Here is a 15,773-nt window from a genome sequence, read left to right on the forward strand (position 1 = left end):
CCATGAACCGTTCGCCCACCCGCCTCGCGGCGACGTGCGGCCTGGCGCTGCTTGCCCTGGTGACCACCGGGGCGGCGGCCGTGCAGGCGCAGAGCACGGATTACCTCCCGCCCTGGAACCCACCGCCGGCGGGCGGCGTGCACTTCAGCGCACCGCCGGTCGACGCCATCGCCGACCTGCATGGCGACATCGTCGATCCGCAGCTCACGGTGTTCTTCGCCGGCAACCAGTTCATGGTCGTGCACGACCTGATGGATGCGTTCCGCCAGGCCTACCCGCAGTACCAGCGCATCTACGTCGAGACGCTGCCGCCGGGCATCCTGGCCAAGCAGATCGAGAGCGGTTCGCTGGTGATGGGCAACCTGCGCATCGCGGTGAAGCCGGACATCTTCACTGCCGGCAAGGCGTCCGTCGCCGAGCGCCAGAAGGAGCACGGCTGGTTCGCCGAAACCGTCGACTACGTGCGCAACCCGCTGGCGATCCTCGTCGCCAAGGGCAACCCGAAGCACGTCGAGGGGCTGAAGGACCTGGGCCGTCCCGACGTACGGGTGAGCATGCCGAACCCGGCCTGGGAGGGCATCGCCCGGCAGATCCAGGCCAGCTACCGCAAGGCCGGGGGCGAGGCGCTGGTGACCGCGGTGATGAAGACCAAGGTGGCCGACGGCAGCACTTTCCTGACCCATATCCACCATCGCCAGTCGCCGCTGCGGGTGCTGCAGGGCGAGTCGGACGCGGCGCCGGTGTGGTCCACCGAGGCGTATTTCCAGCAGGAGATCCTGCATCGCCCGGTCGAGACGATCGCGATTCCCGCCGACCAGAACTCCATCGCCACCTACACCGCGGCACGCATGAAGGATGCCCCGCACGCGCAGGCCGCGAAGGATTTCCTGCGCTTCATGCAGACGCCGGCGGCGCAAGCGATCTACCGCAAATACGGCTTCCAGACCGTGGATAGGGGCGGCCACGATGCGCATTGATCGTTGGCGCGGCTGTGCGGTCGCCGTGGCCGCGCTGCTGATGGGAGGCACCTTGCCGGCCATGGCGCAGGACGCAGCGACCATCGCCGCACAGGGCAATGGCAAGGGCGCGGCGCCCTGCCAGACCTGCCATGCGCCCGATGGCGGCGGCCAGGCGTCCGGCGGCTTTCCGCGGCTGGCCGGGGAAAATGCGGCCTACCTGCAGGCGCAGCTCGACGCCTTCGCCAGCGGCACGCGGGACAACCCGGTGATGAAGCTGCAAGCCAGTGCGCTGACCGAGGCGGAACGCAAGGCGCTGGCGATCTACTTCAGCAAGATGCCCGCAGTCGCCACGCCGGATGCCGGGGGCAGCACGCCTTTTGCCGATCCGGAGCACCTCGGCGAGACGCTGGCCACGCGCGGGCGCTGGTCGAAGCAGGTGCCCGCCTGCGAGCAGTGCCATGGCCCGGGCGGCGTGGGCGTGGGAGCGGATTTCCCGCCGCTGGCGGGGCAATCGGCCAACTATCTGGCAGCACAGCTCAAGGCCTTCGGCAGCGGCAGTCGCCACAACGATCCGATGGGCCTGATGCGGCACATCGCTCAGTCGCTGGGCGACCGGGACATCGATGCCGTGGCGCATTGGTTCGCCGCCCAACCGTTTCCGCCGAAGGAGTCCCGTCCATGACGCCGCGTCATCTGCTGATCGGCCTGGCCGTGCTGGCGCTGGCGGCCTGTTCGCAGGCCGCCCCGCCGGAAGCTTCCAAGCCGGCGCCAGCCACCGGATCCAGCGCCACGTCAGCGGCCGGCCCGGCGGCCCATGCGCAGGCCGCGGCCGCTGCGAGGGCCAGGCCGACCGCGTTCGAGCCGCCGCCGGAATCGGCGATCCCTGAGGGGCCGTTCGGCGACGTGGTGCGCGAAGGGCGGGAGATCTTCGTCAACACCGACGTCGCAGCGAAGGCGTACGTCGGCAACGGCCTGCGCTGTTCCAACTGCCACCTCGATGCCGGACGGCTGGCCAACTCGGCGCCGTTGTGGGGCGCCTACGTCGCCTATCCCGCCTACCGTGCGAAGAACGGTCACGTAAACACGCTGGGCGAGCGCCTGCAGGGCTGCTTCAAGTACAGCATGAACGGCAAGGCGCCGCCGCTGGACTCGAAGGAGATGGTGGCGCTGGAGACCTATGCGTTCTGGATGGCCAAGGGCGCGCCCACCGGCGAGAAGCTGCCGGGCGCGGGCTACCCGAAGAAGGGCTTCAAGCCGCCGCAGCCCCCGGACTATGCGCGTGGCGAAGTGGTATTCAAGGCGCATTGCGCGCTGTGCCACGGTGCCGACGGCCAGGGCCAGCAGGTGGCCGGCCGCTACGTGTTCCCGCCGCTGTGGGGGCCGGACTCGTTCAACTGGGGCGCCGGCATGCACCAGCTCGACAACGCGGCGGCCTTCATCAAGGCCAACATGCCGTTGAGCCGGGGCGGCACACTCACCGACCAGGACGCGTGGGACGTGGCGATGTACATGGACGCGCACGAGCGCCCGCAGGACCCGCGCTACAAGGGTGACCTGGCAGCCACCCGCAAGGCGTACCACGACTCGCCGATGTCGCTGTACGGCACCACCGTGAACGGCCATCTGCTGGGCTCGGCGCCGGCGACGCGGAAGTAGCCGGGTGCGGATGCTATTGGAGGCCGCGCCTCACGCCGGTGCGGCCATCCGCAGGTGGTGGCCCGTCCCGATTCGCAGGATCGGTTGATGGCCGCTCCGGTGGTGTCGATCGGTCCACTGGCGTGGTCGCTGGGCACGGTGCTGCTGGTGGCCGGCGTCTTCGTCGCACTGGCGGTGGCGTCGTTCCTGCATCGTCGTGGCCAGGCCAGGGTGGAGCCGGCGCTGTGGGCGCTGCTCGTGCTTTCGTTGCTGGTCGCGCGCATCGCCTTCGTGGTGCGCTGGTGGCCGCAGTACGCGGCGTCGCCGCTGTCGATGCTCGATCCCCGCGATGGCGGTTTTTCGCCCCTGGCCGGCGTGGTCGCGCTGGGGCTCGGTGTGCTTGGCCTGATCTGGCGGCGACCGATGCTGCGGCTGCCGCTGACGGCCTCGCTGGCAGGCGGCCTTCTGGTCTGGGGCTTCGGCCTGCTCGTCGCGGACCGGCTGGACGCCGCCATGCACACGCCGTTGCCGGCACTCACCCTGCACGATCTGGACGACCGTCCGTTGGACCTGCGCGCCTTTGCGGGCAAGCCGGTGGTGGTCAACCTGTGGGCGACATGGTGCCCGCCGTGCCGGCGCGAACTGCCGGTGCTGATCCACGCACAGCAGGCGGACCGGCAGGTGCACTTCGTGTTCGTCGACCAGGGCGAATCCGCAGCCGAGGTGCGCGCTTATCTCGCGGCGAGCGGGCTGCGCGCGGACCACATGCTGGTCGATCCCTCCCAGTCGCTGGCGCAGCAGATGAACGCCCGGGTGTTTCCGACCACGTTGTTCTTCGATGCCGGCGGCGTTTTGCGTAGCATGCATGTCGGAGCACTGTCGCCGGCCACCCTGGCCGCCGAGATGCGGCTCATTCTGTCCGGTGCCCCGTCGGCGCCGATCCACGCTGGAGTAACCCGATGAAGTTTCATTTGCTGGGCCTGGCCCTGCTGCTGAGCGCCTGTGCCCAGGCGCAGGATGCGCCGAAGTACCCGGCGCCGGTGCAGGCGTTGCAGCAGAAGGTGGGCCTGGAGATCAAGGGCAGCCTGCCGGCCCCCGATGGCTACCGCGCCTATCTGGCGAGTTACCGCGGCCATCTGGTACCGCTTTACGTGCCGCCGGACGGCAAGCATGCCTTCGTCGGCGAGATGTTCGACGAGAACGGGCATGACCTCACCCAGGCGCCGATGGCCGAGGCCAGCCGGCCCGTGTTCGATGCCGGTACCTGGAACAGCCTGGAGAAGTCGACCTGGATCGCCGAGGGCTCGCCGAAGGCGTCGCGCATCGTCTACGTGTTCAACGACACCGAGTGCCCGTACTGCCATCACCTGTGGGCGGCGATCCAGCCGAAGCTGGCCAAGGGGGACGTGCAGGTGCGCTACGTGATGGTCGCGGTGATCGCGCCGAAGAGCGAGCCACGCGCCGCCGCCGTGCTGGACGCATCCGATCCGGCCGCCACCCTGCGCCAGCACGAGCAGCACTTCGGCAACAGCCCGGTGCAGCCGTTGGCCAAGGTCTCCGCGGCGACGGCGAAGAAGCTGGATGACAATGCGGCGCTGATGGATCAGCTGGGCGTCACCGGCACGCCCGCGGTGATCTACAAGGACGCGGCCGGCAAGATCCGCATGGCCGACGGCATGCCGCCGCCGGACTTGCTGGACGCGATCTTCGGCAAGTAGGCCAGGCCGTTCCGGGTACGAAAAAGCCGCCCCACGGGGCGGCTTTTTTTCGAGGCGGGCCGGAAAACCCGGTCAGCCGCCGCGCGAGGCCCGCTTGCGGTCGTTCTCGGTGAGATGCTTCTTGCGCAGGCGGATCTCCTTCGGCGTGACCTCGACCAGCTCGTCGTCGTCGATGAAGTCCAGCGCCTGCTCCAGCGAGAACTTGATCGCCGGGGACAGCTGGATCGCGTCGTCCTTGCCCGAGGCGCGCATGTTGGTCAGCGGCTTGGGCTTGATCGCATTCACGGTGAGGTCGTTGTCCTTGGCGTGGATGCCGACCAGCTGGCCTTCGTAAACGTTGTCGCCCTCGGCGGCGAACAGCTTGCCGCGTTCCTGCAGCGGCCCCAGCGAGTAGGCGGGGGTGGTGCCGGCGGCGTTGGCGATCATCACGCCGTTCTGGCGCTTGGCGATCTGGCCTTCTTCCTTCGGACCGTAATGGTCGAACACGTGGAACAGCAGGCCCGAGCCCTGGGTGAGGGTCTTGAACTGGTTCTGGAAGCCGATCAGGCCCCGCGCCGGGATCATGTACTCCAGGCGCACGCGCCCCTTGCCGTCCGGCTCCATGTTCTTCAGCTGGCCCTTGCGGATGCCGAGCCGCTCCATCACCGGACCCTGGTGGATCTCTTCCACGTCAACCACCAGCTGCTCGAACGGCTCCATCTTCTGACCGTCGATCTCCTTGATGATCACCTCAGGACGCGACACGGCCAGCTCGTAGCCCTCGCGACGCATGTTCTCGATCAGCACCGACAGATGCAGCTCACCGCGGCCGGAGACCAGGAACTTGTCCGCGTCCGAGCCCTGCTCGACGCGCAGCGCCACGTTGTGCACCTGTTCGCGCTCGAGGCGGTCCTTCAGCTGGCGGCTGGTGAGGAACTTGCCGCCGGAGAGGTCCTTGTTGCCGGCGAACGGCGAGTTGTTGACCTGGAAGGTCATCGAGATGGTCGGCTCGTCGACGGTCAGCGCCGGCAGCGCCTCCGGGGTGTCCAGCGCGCAGACGGTGTCGGAGATGGTCAGGTCGGCGATGCCCGAGATGGCCACGATGTCGCCGGCCTCGGCGCTGTCCTGCTCGATCCGCTCCAGGCCGAGGAAGCCCAGCACCTGCAGCACCTTGCCCTGGCGCTTCTTGCCGTGACGGTCGATGATCGCCACCGGCATGTTCTTCTTCAGGGTGCCGCGCTGGATCCGGCCGATGCCGATCACGCCGACAAAGTTGTTGTAGTCCAGCTGGCTGATGCGCATCTGGAACGGGCCTTCCGGATCCACTTCCGGCTTCGGCGCATGCTGCATGATCGCTTCGTACAGCGGGGTCATGTCGCCTTCGCGGGCGTTCTCGTCCAGCGAGGCGTAGCCGTTCAGCGCCGAGGCGTAGACGATCGGGAAGTCCATCTGCTCCGGCGTGGCGCCCAGGCGGTCGAACAGGTCCCACACCTGCTCCACCACCCACTCCGGGCGCGAGCCGGGGCGGTCGATCTTGTTGATCACCACGATCGGCTTGAAGCCCATCGCGAACGCCTTCTGGGTCACGAACCGGGTCTGCGGCATCGGGCCGTCCAGCGCGTCGACCAGGATCAGCACGGTGTCCACCATCGACAGCACGCGCTCCACCTCGCCGCCGAAGTCGGCGTGTCCGGGGGTGTCGACGATGTTGATGCGGTTGCCGTTCCAGGTAATCGCGGTGTTCTTGGCCAGGATGGTGATGCCGCGCTCCTTTTCCTGGTCGTTCGAATCCATCACGCGCTCAGCCAGCACGGTGCGTTCGGCCAGGGTGCCGGACTGCTTCAGCAACTGGTCGACGAGGGTGGTCTTGCCGTGGTCGACGTGGGCGACGATGGCGATGTTGCGCAGGTTTTCGATAGACATGGGTAAAGGCTCGGCGGGCGCCATGGGGGCCGCCTGAAGGGTGGGCTGAAGGAATAACCGCCGGATTATACGGGCTTGTGTGACAGATTGCTGCGCCGCCGCGTATGGCGGTTCAGGCGGGACCGGGCGGGCCGGGCCACCCGGGGCATGCGAGCGGGGTGGCGGGCGTCTCCTGATCAAACAGGAGCGGCTTCACGGATGACCTGGCGGGGGCTGGGCCATGGTGGGAAAGGGCATCGCGACTGAAGTCGCTCCTACAGGGGGCAGGGGGCAAGCGTGGGGGGTGTCCTCGACCCGTGTGGGAGCGGCTTCAGCCGCGACGGCGGGCGGTGGACCGCCGGTAATGCGTCGCGACTGAAGTCGCTCCTGCAGGGGATTCGTGCTTGAGAGCGGGCTGTTTGCGGCGCCGGGCCTATTGGATCAGCGCCATCTGGTCGTTGGCGGTGTACCAGAGCAGCTGGTAGTGGCCGTACGGGTAGTCGAAGCTGGCGTCCTCGCCGGGGATGGTCGAGGTGTGCACGCCGTCGACGGTACATACGCCGCCGTAGCAGTTGATCTCGTCGATCCACGACTTGAACGAATACATATGCGTGCCGTAGCGGTGGCCGGCAAACGAGTTCAGCAGCGGGCTGCCGATCGACAGGCCGTAGCTGCCGCAGGTGGCGGTCAGCACGTTGTACGGATACACCCCGCAGCTCCACAGGCCGTGCACGGCGCCGGCGATGCCGATGAAGGTGTCGACCTTCGACGCCACACCCAGCTTGTCGATCTCGCGCATCGCCAGGGTCACGCCCATCGAGTGCGCGATCACGTCGATCTTCCCGCTGCACGAGCCGGCGATGGCGCTGGAAATGGCATTGCGCACCGGGGTTTCCTCGGTGCCGTTGTGGTCGTTGCAGGCGGCGCAATACGGGTTGCCCCATGACGGCCGGACGATCTGCGCGTCGCTCCAGCCGTTCTGGCGCAGCAGGTTGTAGGTGTTGACGAAGTCGCTCGGGCTGCCGGTGTTGCCGTGGACCATCACCACGGTGTCGTGGCACACGGCGTGCGCCGCGGTGGCGGGAATCAGCAACAGCAGGGCGAGCAGGACGTGCTTGATCGACATCATGTCTTTCCTCCTTCGCTACGTGCCTCGCGGACGAGGCGGGTGGCGCCGCGCGGGTGCGTGGTGCCGGATCGGTAGCGACATCGCGGCGTGGCGGGCGCCGGGGGAGGGATGTCGGGGGGGCGGGTTTGGCTTTTAGTGCCGCGGCATCAAGGTTCACCAAGCTTGCTGTAGGAGCGGCTTCAGCTGCGATGCTCCAGGCTTTAGTTGTGCATCAGGAGCAAGAGCATCGCGGCTGAAGCCGCTCCTACAGGTTCTATACGAGCAGGTTCTATACGAGCAGGTTCTATACGAGCAGGTTCTATACGAGCCGCGGGTGGCGCTCACACCAACCCCGTCATCGCATACACCGCGATCACCACGCCCACCGCCAGCGTCTTCACCACGGTGATCGCGAAGATGTCCTTGTACGACTGGCGGTGGGTCAGCCCGGTCACCGCCAGCAGGGTGATCACCGCGCCGTTGTGCGGCAGCGTGTCCATGCCGCCGGAGGCCATCGCCGCCACGCGGTGCAGCACCTCCATCGGGATGCCGGCGGCCTGCGCGTTGTGGATGAAGGTGTCGGCCATGGCGCCCAGCGCGATGCTCATGCCGCCGGAGGCCGAGCCGGTGATGCCGGCCAGCGCGGTCACCGACACCGCCTCGTTGACCAGCGGGTGCGGGATCGCGCGCAGGCCGTCGGCGACCAGCTTGAAGCCGGGCAGGGCGGCGATCACCGCGCCGAAGCCGTATTCCGAGGCGGTGTTCATCGAGGCCAGCAGCGCGCCACCCACCGCCGCCTTGCTGCCTTCGGCGAAGCGCGCGATCACCGGCTTCCAGGCAGCGGCCAGCACGCACAGGATGCCGACCAGCAGGGCGCCTTCCACCGCCCAGATCGCAGCGATCTTGGCGGTCTCCTGCACCACCGGCTTGGCCGTGCCCACCACCGCCGGTACGAACGAACTGCTGGCGCCGTACAGGTGCGGAATCGCATCGGTGAACACCTTGTTCGCCACACCCACCAGCACCAGCGGCAGCACCGCCAGCAGCGGGTGGGCGAGCTTGCCGTGCTCGAATGGTGCCGGCTCGTTCACCAGGTCGGTCCCATAGCCTTCGCCAGCCGCGGCGGCTTTGCGCCGGCGCCATTCCAGGTAGCTCAGTCCGACGACCAGGATGAACACCGCGCCGATCGTGCCCAGCCACGGCGCCGCCCAGCCGGTGGTGCCGAAGAACGCGGTGGGGATGATGTTCTGGATCTGCGGCGTGCCCGGCAGCGAATCCATGGTGAAGGTGAACGCACCCAGCGCGATGGTGCCGGGGATCAGCCGCTTCGGGATGTCGCTGGCGCGGAACAGCTCGGCGGCGAACGGGTATACCGCGAACACCACCACGAACAGCGACACCCCGCCGTAGGTGAGCAGCGCGCACACCAGCACGATCGACAGCATCGCGCGGCTGCGCCCGACCAGGCCGATGGTGGCCGCCACGATCGCCTTGGAGAAACCCGACAGCTCGATCAGCTTGCCGAACAGCGCGCCGAGCATGAACACCGGGAAGTACAGTCGCAGGAAGCCGACCATCTTCTCCATGAACAGGCCGGTGAACATCGGCGCCACCAGCGCCGGCTCGGTCAGCAGCACCGCGCCCAGCGCGGCCAGTGGCGCGAACAGGATGACGCTGTAGCCGCGGTACGCCGCGAACATCAGGAAGCACAGCGCGGCGAGCACGATCAGGAAGGCCATCCTTGCGGTTCCTCGGCGGTGGCGTGGATCACGATGGGGTCCGCAGTATCCGCACCCCCCGCCGCCATCGGCACTGTACGAAGGTACAAGTGTGACGGCGCGTCCCCGAAGCCTAGGCTTGCCAGCCAACAAGCATCCATCGTCGATGGCTGCGTCCACGCGAGCCGTCCTTCAGGCGGCCAGCTCACCGAAGGGAAGGGGAAACCATGAAGCGCACGCATCTCAGTCTCGCGATCGGCCTGGTGATCGGCCTGTCCGGCAGCCCGGTGCTGCACGCGCAGGACACCGCGGGTGCGCCGAGCGTCGACAAGGCCAAGCAGCTCGACCAGATCACGGTGACCGCGCGCAAGCGCGAGGAGACCCTGCAGGACGTGCCGATCGCGGTGAGCGCGTTCACCGCGCAGTCGCTGGAAAAGCAGAACGTGCAGAACCTGGCCGACCTGCAGGGCAAGGTGCCGTCGCTGCAGATCTACGCCGCGCGCGGTTCCAACACCACGCTGACCGCCTACATCCGCGGCATCGGCCAGGCCGACCCGACCTGGGGCTTCGATCCGGCGGTCGGCATCTACCTGGACGACGTCTACGTGGCCCGCCCGCAGGGCGCGGTGCTGGACGTGTTCGACGTCAGCCGGATCGAGGTGCTGCGCGGCCCGCAGGGCAGCCTGTACGGCAAGAACACCATCGGCGGCGCGATCAAGTACGTCTCCAACCCGTTGCCGACGAAGACCGAGGGCGCGGTGGAAGTGACCGCCGGCACCCACGGCGAAAAGGACATCAAGGCCAGCATCGGCGGCGCCAGTGCGGACAAGGTCTGGCGCGGCCGCGCCGCGGTCGCCAGCGAGCACAACGACGGCTTCGGCAAGAACCTCAATACCGGCAGCCGCAACGGCAACAAGAACACCAACTCGGCCCGGGCCACGCTCGGCTTCTTCCCCAGCGACCGCTTCAACGCCCAGTTCGAAGTGGACGGCGTGCGCGACAACTCCAACCCGCGCGGCGCGAAGATGCTGATCGCCAACAAGTTCGACCCGGCGTATGCGCCGCTGTCGAGCAACTACGACACCCGCGGCGGCATGGCCCAGCTCAACAACACCACGCTGTACGGCACCGGCCTGACCCTGAACTGGGTGGCCTCCAGCGACTGGACGCTGAAGTCGGTGACCGCCGTGCGCGGGTCGCACACCGACACCGCGATCGATTTCGACACGCTGCCGGAGAAGATCGCCGACGTCACCGCGATCTACAAGGACCACCAGTTCAGCGAGGAGCTGCAGGCCAACTACGACGCCGGCGGCAGCCTGCACGGCGTGGCCGGCCTGTACTACTTCAACGGTTCGGCCAGCGGCCAGATCCACAACATCTTCCTCGGCTCGCCGCCCTACAGCACGCTTGGCTACTCGCTCTACGGCAGCACCGGCGGGCGCATCGGCACGCGCAGCCTGGCCGCCTACGGCGACTTCACCTGGGACATCAACCCGAGCTGGAGCCTGGACGTCGGCGTGCGCATGACCCGCGAGACCAAGAGTGCGCTGATCCAGAACTACGGCTACGCCGACGCCACGTTCAGCACGCCCACCTCGGTGGCGGCCAACTTCTCCGGCTCGCATACCACCAACAACGCCTCGCCGAAGGTCTCGCTGGACTGGAGCGTCAACGACAACGTCAAGCTCTACGCCAGCTACAGCACCGGCTTCCACTCCGGCGGCTACAACATCCGCGCGAACTGCACGGCGATCCCGACCTCGTGCCGCCCGATCAAGGACGAGAAGGTGCAGTCCTACGAACTGGGCAGCAAGATGACCTTCTTCGACGACGCGCTGATGATGAACACGGCGCTGTTCCGCAACGTGTACTCGGACATCCAGCTGTCGGTATTCACCTCGTACACGCTGCCCAACGGCAGCCAGGGCTTCTTCGGCGATTTCACCAATGCCGGCAAGGGCCACATCGACGGCCTGGAGGAAGAGTTCGCCTGGAAGCCGGCCGACGGCTGGACCTTCAGCGGCAACTTCGCCTACCTGCACACCAAGTACACCGAGTTCCTCAGCGGCGGCGTCAATATCGCCGACCAGCAGAAGTTCACCAATGCGCCGAAGTGGTCCGGCGGGCTGTCGCTGGAGAACACCCGCCCGGTCGGCAATGGCAGCCTGACTGCCCGCGTGAACTACACCTACCAGACCATGGTGTACCCGGAGACCACGCTGTCGCCGCTGATCGCGCAGGGTGCCTACGGCCTGTGGAATGCGGGCATCATCTGGCAGATCGACCAGCCGTGGAGCCTCAGCCTGCAGGGCACCAACCTGGCCAACAAGTCGTACCGCACCACCGGCTACAACATCGGCTCGCTGGGCATCGTCACCGGCTTCTACGGTGCCCCGCGGATGGTGACGCTGAGCGCGCGCTACACGTTCTGAGGCGGCCTTCCGCCTCGAGAGGCCCGCGCGAACGCTCCCCGGTCGCGCGGGCCGTTGTTTTTCCGCATTGCGAGGGTTTTCCATGTCCATGTTCCACCGCCTGCGCCTGGCCGCGCTGGGCCTGCTGTTCGGTACCGCCGCGGCCTGTGCCGCGCACGACGACCGCGACTTGCCGAAGCTGCATCTGCAGGCCGGACGCACCGCCGTGGTCGGTCTCTCGTCCGGCGCCTACATGGCGGCCCAGGCGCAGCTGGCCTATCCGGAACTGTTCCACGACGCGGCGATCGTCGCCGGTGGTCCCTACGGCTGCGCCGGCGGCAACCTGCAGACGGCGCTGTCCAGCTGCATGAAGGGCACGCCGGCGATCGACGTGGCGGCGCTGGTAGCGAACGCCCGCAAGCGCGCGGCGGCCGGCCAGCTCGGTTCGCTCGACGCGCTGGCCGGGGCACACGTCTATCTGCTGCACGGGCGCGACGACGCTACCGTGGCGCCGGCGGTGGCCGAAGCCGGGGCGCAGTTCTATCAGCAGCTGAAGGCAGCCACGCCGGCGCTGGCCGGCATGCAGGTCGTCGACGACGGCAACCGCGCGTTTGCCCACAACCTGCCGGTGGCGGCCTCCGGCGAGGACTGCGACAAGTCGGTGTCGCCGTATCTCGGCCATTGCGGCTTCGACGCGGCGGGCGAGATCTTCCGCCAACTGTTCGGCGCGCCGGCCCGCGCGGCGACCGAACCGAAGGGGACGCTGCGCCGCTTCGACCAGGACGCGCTGCGCCCGGATGGCAAGGATGCGCTGCTGGCAGCCAAGGGCTACCTCTACGTGCCGCCGGCCTGCGCCGCGGGCAAGCCCTGCGGGCTGGTGGTGGCGCTGCACGGCTGCAAGCAGAACGCCGATGCGGTGGGCGAGGCGTTCGTGAAGGACGCCGGCTTCAACCGCTGGGCCGACGTCTACGGCGTGGCGGTGCTTTATCCTCAGACCCGCGCAAGCTTCGCGCCCTTGAATCCGCAGGCATGCTGGGACTGGTGGGGATACTCCGGCTCCGACTACGACACCCGCCAGGGCGTGCAACTGCGCTGGCTGGCCAACGCCGTGCGCGCGCTAGGGCTATCGACCAAACCCTGATCTCACCGAGCTCGCCCGGCTTCCGTTTCGTGGAAGCAGGCCTGTTCAAGCATGATGCAGCGGCTGCGGCGTTCCCTCTCCGTCACCCCAGCGAAAGCTGGGGTCCAGCGCCTTCCTGCGGTCAGGGCAGGCCGGGCAGTGAACCCTCGGATGTTATCCAGGCCATCGCCATGAGCTGCGCCAGGCAAAGCCCCCTTCCGGACAGCGCGGGAGAGTCGCCTGCAACGAACGGCCGCCTTCTCCCACTCCCCACTCCTCTCCACTCACTCCCCGCTCCCCCATGCTCAGCACGCCCCTGATCGCCACCGCTGCGCTCCTGTGGCTGGGCCTGCTGTTCGGCGTGGCCCAGTTCGGCGAGCGCCGGCCGCGGTTGCTGGAAAAGCACTGGTCGATCGTCTACGCGCTGTCGCTGGCGATCCACTGCACCTCGTGGACCTTCTACGGCACGGTCACCCAGGCCAGTCGCTCGGGCTGGTGGCTGCCGCCGACCTTCGTCGGCGCGATCCTGATGTACGTGCTGGCGGTCGCCGTGCTGCAGCGGCTGGTGCAGCTGGCGCGCGAATACAACGCCGGCTCGATCGCCGACCTGGTGTCGGTGCGGCTGGGCCGCCACGCCGGGCTGGCGGCGCTGGTCACCGCGGTGATCATCATCGGCATCGTTCCCTACATCGCACTGCAGCTGAAGGCCGTGGCGATGAGCTACGCCACGCTCAACCGCGGCCAGCTCGGCGAGTCCGAGCCGTGGCAGGACTCGGCGCTGTACGTGGCGCTGCTGATGGCGCTGTTCGCGATGCTGTTCGGCACGCGGCGGGCGGCGACCACTGCGCACAACCGCGGCCTGGTGCTGGCGATGGCGTTCGAGTCGCTGTTCAAGCTGGGCGCGATGCTGGCGCTGGGCACGCTGCTGTTCTCGCCGCTGCCGGCCAACCTGCCGCCACCGATGCCGGTGCCGCACGACAGTCGCGGCTTTCCGGCACTGATCCTGCTCGGCGCGCTGGCGATGTTCACCCTGCCGCACCAGTTCCACGCTGGCGTGGTGGAGTGTCGCGACGAGCGCCACGTGCGCACCGCGCGCTGGCTGTTTCCGCTTTACATGGTGCTGATCGCCTTGCCGATCCTGCCGCTGGCGAAGCTCGGCGATGCCTGGCTGGGGCCGCAAGGCGTGCCGCAGGATCTCTACGTGCTGGCGCTGCCGATGGCGCGCGAGCAGCACGGCCTGGCGCTGGTGGCCTTTCTCGGCGGCCTGAGCGCGGCCACCAGCATGGTGGTGGTGGCCACGCTGGCGTTGAGCCTGATGGTGGTGAACCACTTCATCGCGCCCTTGCGCGTGCGCGCCGGCTGGGGGCGCGGCGAGCGTGGCGACCTGCGCGGGCAGGTGATCATCCAGCGCCGGGTGGCGATCCTCGCAGTGATCCTGCTTGCCTGGGGCTACAGTCGGGTGCTGGCGCGCAACGATGCGCTGGCCGACATCGGCGCGATTTCCTTCTCCGCCCTGGCCGGGCTGGCGCCGGCGCTGCTGGTGGCGGTGTACCGGCCGCAGCTGGGGCCGCGCGCGGTGTTCGCCGGGCTCGCCGTGGGCACCGCGGTGTGGTTCTACACGCTGCTGCCGGTGGTGCTGCCGGAGGCGCCGGCGTGGCTGCTGGCCGGGCCGTTCGGGCTGGACTGGCTGGGGCCGGATCATCTGCTCGGGCTGGGCGACTGGAGCCGGCTCGGCCGCGCGGTAGTGCTCAGCCTGGCGGTCAACGTCGCCGTGATCGGCTGGGTCGCCGGCACCCGCTACGGCAAGGCGACCGGTGCGGCCGGCGTCGGCGACGTCGGCGTGGCCGAGCTGCGCGCGCTGGCGGTGCGCTTCCTGCCGCCGGAGCGGGTCGAGCACCTGTTCGCGCAGTCGCCGGCGCAGGGGCCGGCGGGTGCGGCGCGGATGGCCGAGGTGGAGCACGAACTGGCCGCGGTGATCGGCGCGGCATCGGCGCGGCTGCTGCTGGAGGTGGTGCATCGGCAGGGACGCGGCGACCTGGATACCGTGGCGGCCATCGTCGGCGAGGCGGCGCAGGACCTGCGCTTCAACCAGCGGGTGCTGGAGGCGGCGCTGGAGAACATGAGCCAGGGAATCTGCGTGGTCGACGCCGAGCTGCGGCTGGTCGCCTGGAATGCACGCTACGCCAGCCTGTTCGACTACCCGCCCGAGCTGCTCCAGGTGGGACGACCGGTGGCCGACCTCACCCGCTACGCGGTGGCGCTGGGTATCGTCGGCGAGGTCTATGACGCCGACACGCTGGAAGCGCGCGTACAGCGCCGCCTGCAGCACATGCGCTCCGGCACGCGGCACCTGTCCGAGCGGCGCTTTCCCGATGGCACCGTGGTGGAGATCCGCGGCAATCCGATGCCCGGCGGCGGCTTCGTCGCCACCTTCACCGACGTCACCGCGTTCCGTCAGGCCGAAGGCGCGCTCAAGCGCATCAACGAGACGCTGGAGCAGCGCGTGGACGAGCGCACCCGCGCACTGGTGCAGGCCTCGGAGGAGGCGCAGCGTGCCAATGAGGCAAAGAGCCGCTTCCTCGCGGCGGTCAGCCACGACCTAATGCAGCCGCTGCACGCCGCCCAGCTGTTCGCGCATACGCTTACCGAGCGCGGCGCCGACGCCGCCACCACGCAGCACCTCAACGGTGCGCTGACGGCCACTGAGGGTCTGCTTGCCGGCCTGCTCGACATCGCCCGGCTGGAAGGCGGTCGCCTGCATCCGCAACCGCGTGTGTTGCCACTGGCCGAGGTGCTCGACCCGCTGGCCGCCGAGTTCCGGGCGATCGCCCGCGACCGCGGCGTGCGCTTCGACACCGTGGCCACCCGCGCGTGGGTGCGCACCGACCCGCAACTGCTGCGCCGGGTGCTGCAGAACTTCCTTTCCAACGCCTTGCGCTATGCCGAGTGCGGGCGCGTGCTGCTGGGCGTGCGCCGACGGGGCGACGCGCTGCGGGTGGAGGTGTGGGATACCGGGCCCGGCATCGCGCTGGAGGAGCAGCAACTGATCTTCCAGGAGTTCCGCCGCGGCAGCGCCGCGGGCGGGCAGGGGCTGGGACTGGGCCTGCGCTCCACGCCGGGACGCGGCAGCGTGTTCCATCTGGCGCTGCCACTGGCGCGGCCGATGCGCCCGACCGCGCTGCCGGTGTCCTCGCTGCTGCCGGTGGCATCGGGCCGCGCG

The 15,773-nt window shown here is 68.7% G+C and carries 11 protein-coding genes; 8 read left to right on the plus strand and 3 right to left on the minus strand.

What is annotated here, in order from left to right:
• Positions 1-2: 2 nt before the first annotated feature.
• From NC595_RS07210 to dsbG, 5 genes are all read left to right on the plus strand, one after another.
• Positions 3-977, plus strand: coding sequence for a substrate-binding domain-containing protein (locus NC595_RS07210; RefSeq protein WP_253565659.1), 975 nt, complete (start codon positions 3-5; stop codon positions 975-977).
• A complete protein-coding gene (locus NC595_RS07215) occupies positions 967-1,641 on the plus strand; it encodes a c-type cytochrome (RefSeq protein WP_253565660.1) in 675 nt (224 codons plus the stop codon). Before NC595_RS07210 ends, NC595_RS07215 begins: the two co-directional genes overlap by 11 nt.
• On the plus strand, positions 1,638-2,615 hold the full coding sequence (locus tag NC595_RS07220; RefSeq protein ID WP_253565661.1) for a c-type cytochrome: 978 nt from the start codon (positions 1,638-1,640) through the stop codon (positions 2,613-2,615). The genes NC595_RS07215 and NC595_RS07220 overlap by 4 nt, the downstream gene beginning before the upstream one ends.
• 87 nt (positions 2,616-2,702) lie before the next feature.
• Positions 2,703-3,557 (plus strand): TlpA disulfide reductase family protein, encoded by an 855-nt coding sequence (locus tag NC595_RS07225; RefSeq protein WP_253565662.1) that lies wholly within the window; start codon positions 2,703-2,705, stop codon positions 3,555-3,557.
• A complete protein-coding gene (gene dsbG, locus NC595_RS07230) occupies positions 3,554-4,312 on the plus strand; it encodes a thiol:disulfide interchange protein DsbG (protein ID WP_253565663.1) in 759 nt (252 codons plus the stop codon). Before NC595_RS07225 ends, dsbG begins: the two co-directional genes overlap by 4 nt.
• A 72-nt stretch (positions 4,313-4,384) precedes the next feature.
• Here dsbG and typA read toward each other — a convergent pair whose 3' ends face one another.
• From typA to NC595_RS07245, 3 genes are all read right to left on the minus strand, one after another.
• The gene (gene typA, locus NC595_RS07235) at positions 4,385-6,214 is read right to left on the minus strand and encodes a translational GTPase TypA (protein ID WP_253565664.1); all 1,830 of its coding nucleotides are present in this window, start codon (positions 6,212-6,214) and stop codon (positions 4,385-4,387) included.
• Positions 6,215-6,626: 412 nt separating this feature from the next.
• Entirely contained in the window at positions 6,627-7,322 is a 696-nt protein-coding gene (locus NC595_RS07240; RefSeq protein WP_253565665.1) for a lipase family protein, read from the minus strand.
• A 320-nt stretch (positions 7,323-7,642) separates the two neighbouring features.
• Positions 7,643-9,040, minus strand: a complete 1,398-nt coding sequence (locus NC595_RS07245) for a GntP family permease (RefSeq protein WP_253565666.1) — start codon at positions 9,038-9,040, stop codon at positions 7,643-7,645.
• A gap of 206 nt (positions 9,041-9,246) precedes the next feature.
• On the opposite strand from NC595_RS07245, the gene NC595_RS07250 reads away from it, so the two are divergent.
• The 3 genes from NC595_RS07250 to NC595_RS07260 form a co-directional block, all read left to right on the plus strand.
• Positions 9,247-11,454 (plus strand): TonB-dependent receptor, encoded by a 2,208-nt coding sequence (locus NC595_RS07250; RefSeq protein ID WP_253565667.1) that lies wholly within the window; start codon positions 9,247-9,249, stop codon positions 11,452-11,454.
• Between the two features lie 82 nt (positions 11,455-11,536).
• Positions 11,537-12,574 (plus strand): extracellular catalytic domain type 2 short-chain-length polyhydroxyalkanoate depolymerase, encoded by a 1,038-nt coding sequence (locus tag NC595_RS07255; protein WP_253565668.1) that lies wholly within the window; start codon positions 11,537-11,539, stop codon positions 12,572-12,574.
• Positions 12,575-12,854: 280 nt separating this feature from the next.
• Positions 12,855-15,773: sensor histidine kinase (locus tag NC595_RS07260; protein WP_253565669.1), on the plus strand; the 2,919-nt coding region annotated here is incomplete at its 3' end.

It is taken from the genome of Dyella lutea (assembly GCF_024158035.1).
Taxonomy (GTDB): domain Bacteria; phylum Pseudomonadota; class Gammaproteobacteria; order Xanthomonadales; family Rhodanobacteraceae; genus Dyella_A; species Dyella_A lutea.

Bases quoted from the DNA above. Each gene is read 5' to 3' on its own strand.
- NC595_RS07210 (WP_253565659.1), top strand. From the start codon at position 3: ATGAACCGTTCGCCCACCCGCCTCGCGGCGACGTGCGGCCTGGCGCTG.
- NC595_RS07215 (WP_253565660.1), top strand. From the start codon at position 967: ATGCGCATTGATCGTTGGCGCGGCTGTGCGGTCGCCGTGGCCGCGCTG.
- NC595_RS07220 (WP_253565661.1), top strand. From the start codon at position 1,638: ATGACGCCGCGTCATCTGCTGATCGGCCTGGCCGTGCTGGCGCTGGCG.
- NC595_RS07225 (WP_253565662.1), top strand. From the start codon at position 2,703: ATGGCCGCTCCGGTGGTGTCGATCGGTCCACTGGCGTGGTCGCTGGGC.
- dsbG (WP_253565663.1), top strand. From the start codon at position 3,554: ATGAAGTTTCATTTGCTGGGCCTGGCCCTGCTGCTGAGCGCCTGTGCC.
- typA (WP_253565664.1), bottom strand. From the start codon at position 6,214: ATGTCTATCGAAAACCTGCGCAACATCGCCATCGTCGCCCACGTCGAC.
- NC595_RS07240 (WP_253565665.1), bottom strand. From the start codon at position 7,322: ATGATGTCGATCAAGCACGTCCTGCTCGCCCTGCTGTTGCTGATTCCC.
- NC595_RS07245 (WP_253565666.1), bottom strand. From the start codon at position 9,040: ATGGCCTTCCTGATCGTGCTCGCCGCGCTGTGCTTCCTGATGTTCGCG.
- NC595_RS07250 (WP_253565667.1), top strand. From the start codon at position 9,247: ATGAAGCGCACGCATCTCAGTCTCGCGATCGGCCTGGTGATCGGCCTG.
- NC595_RS07255 (WP_253565668.1), top strand. From the start codon at position 11,537: ATGTCCATGTTCCACCGCCTGCGCCTGGCCGCGCTGGGCCTGCTGTTC.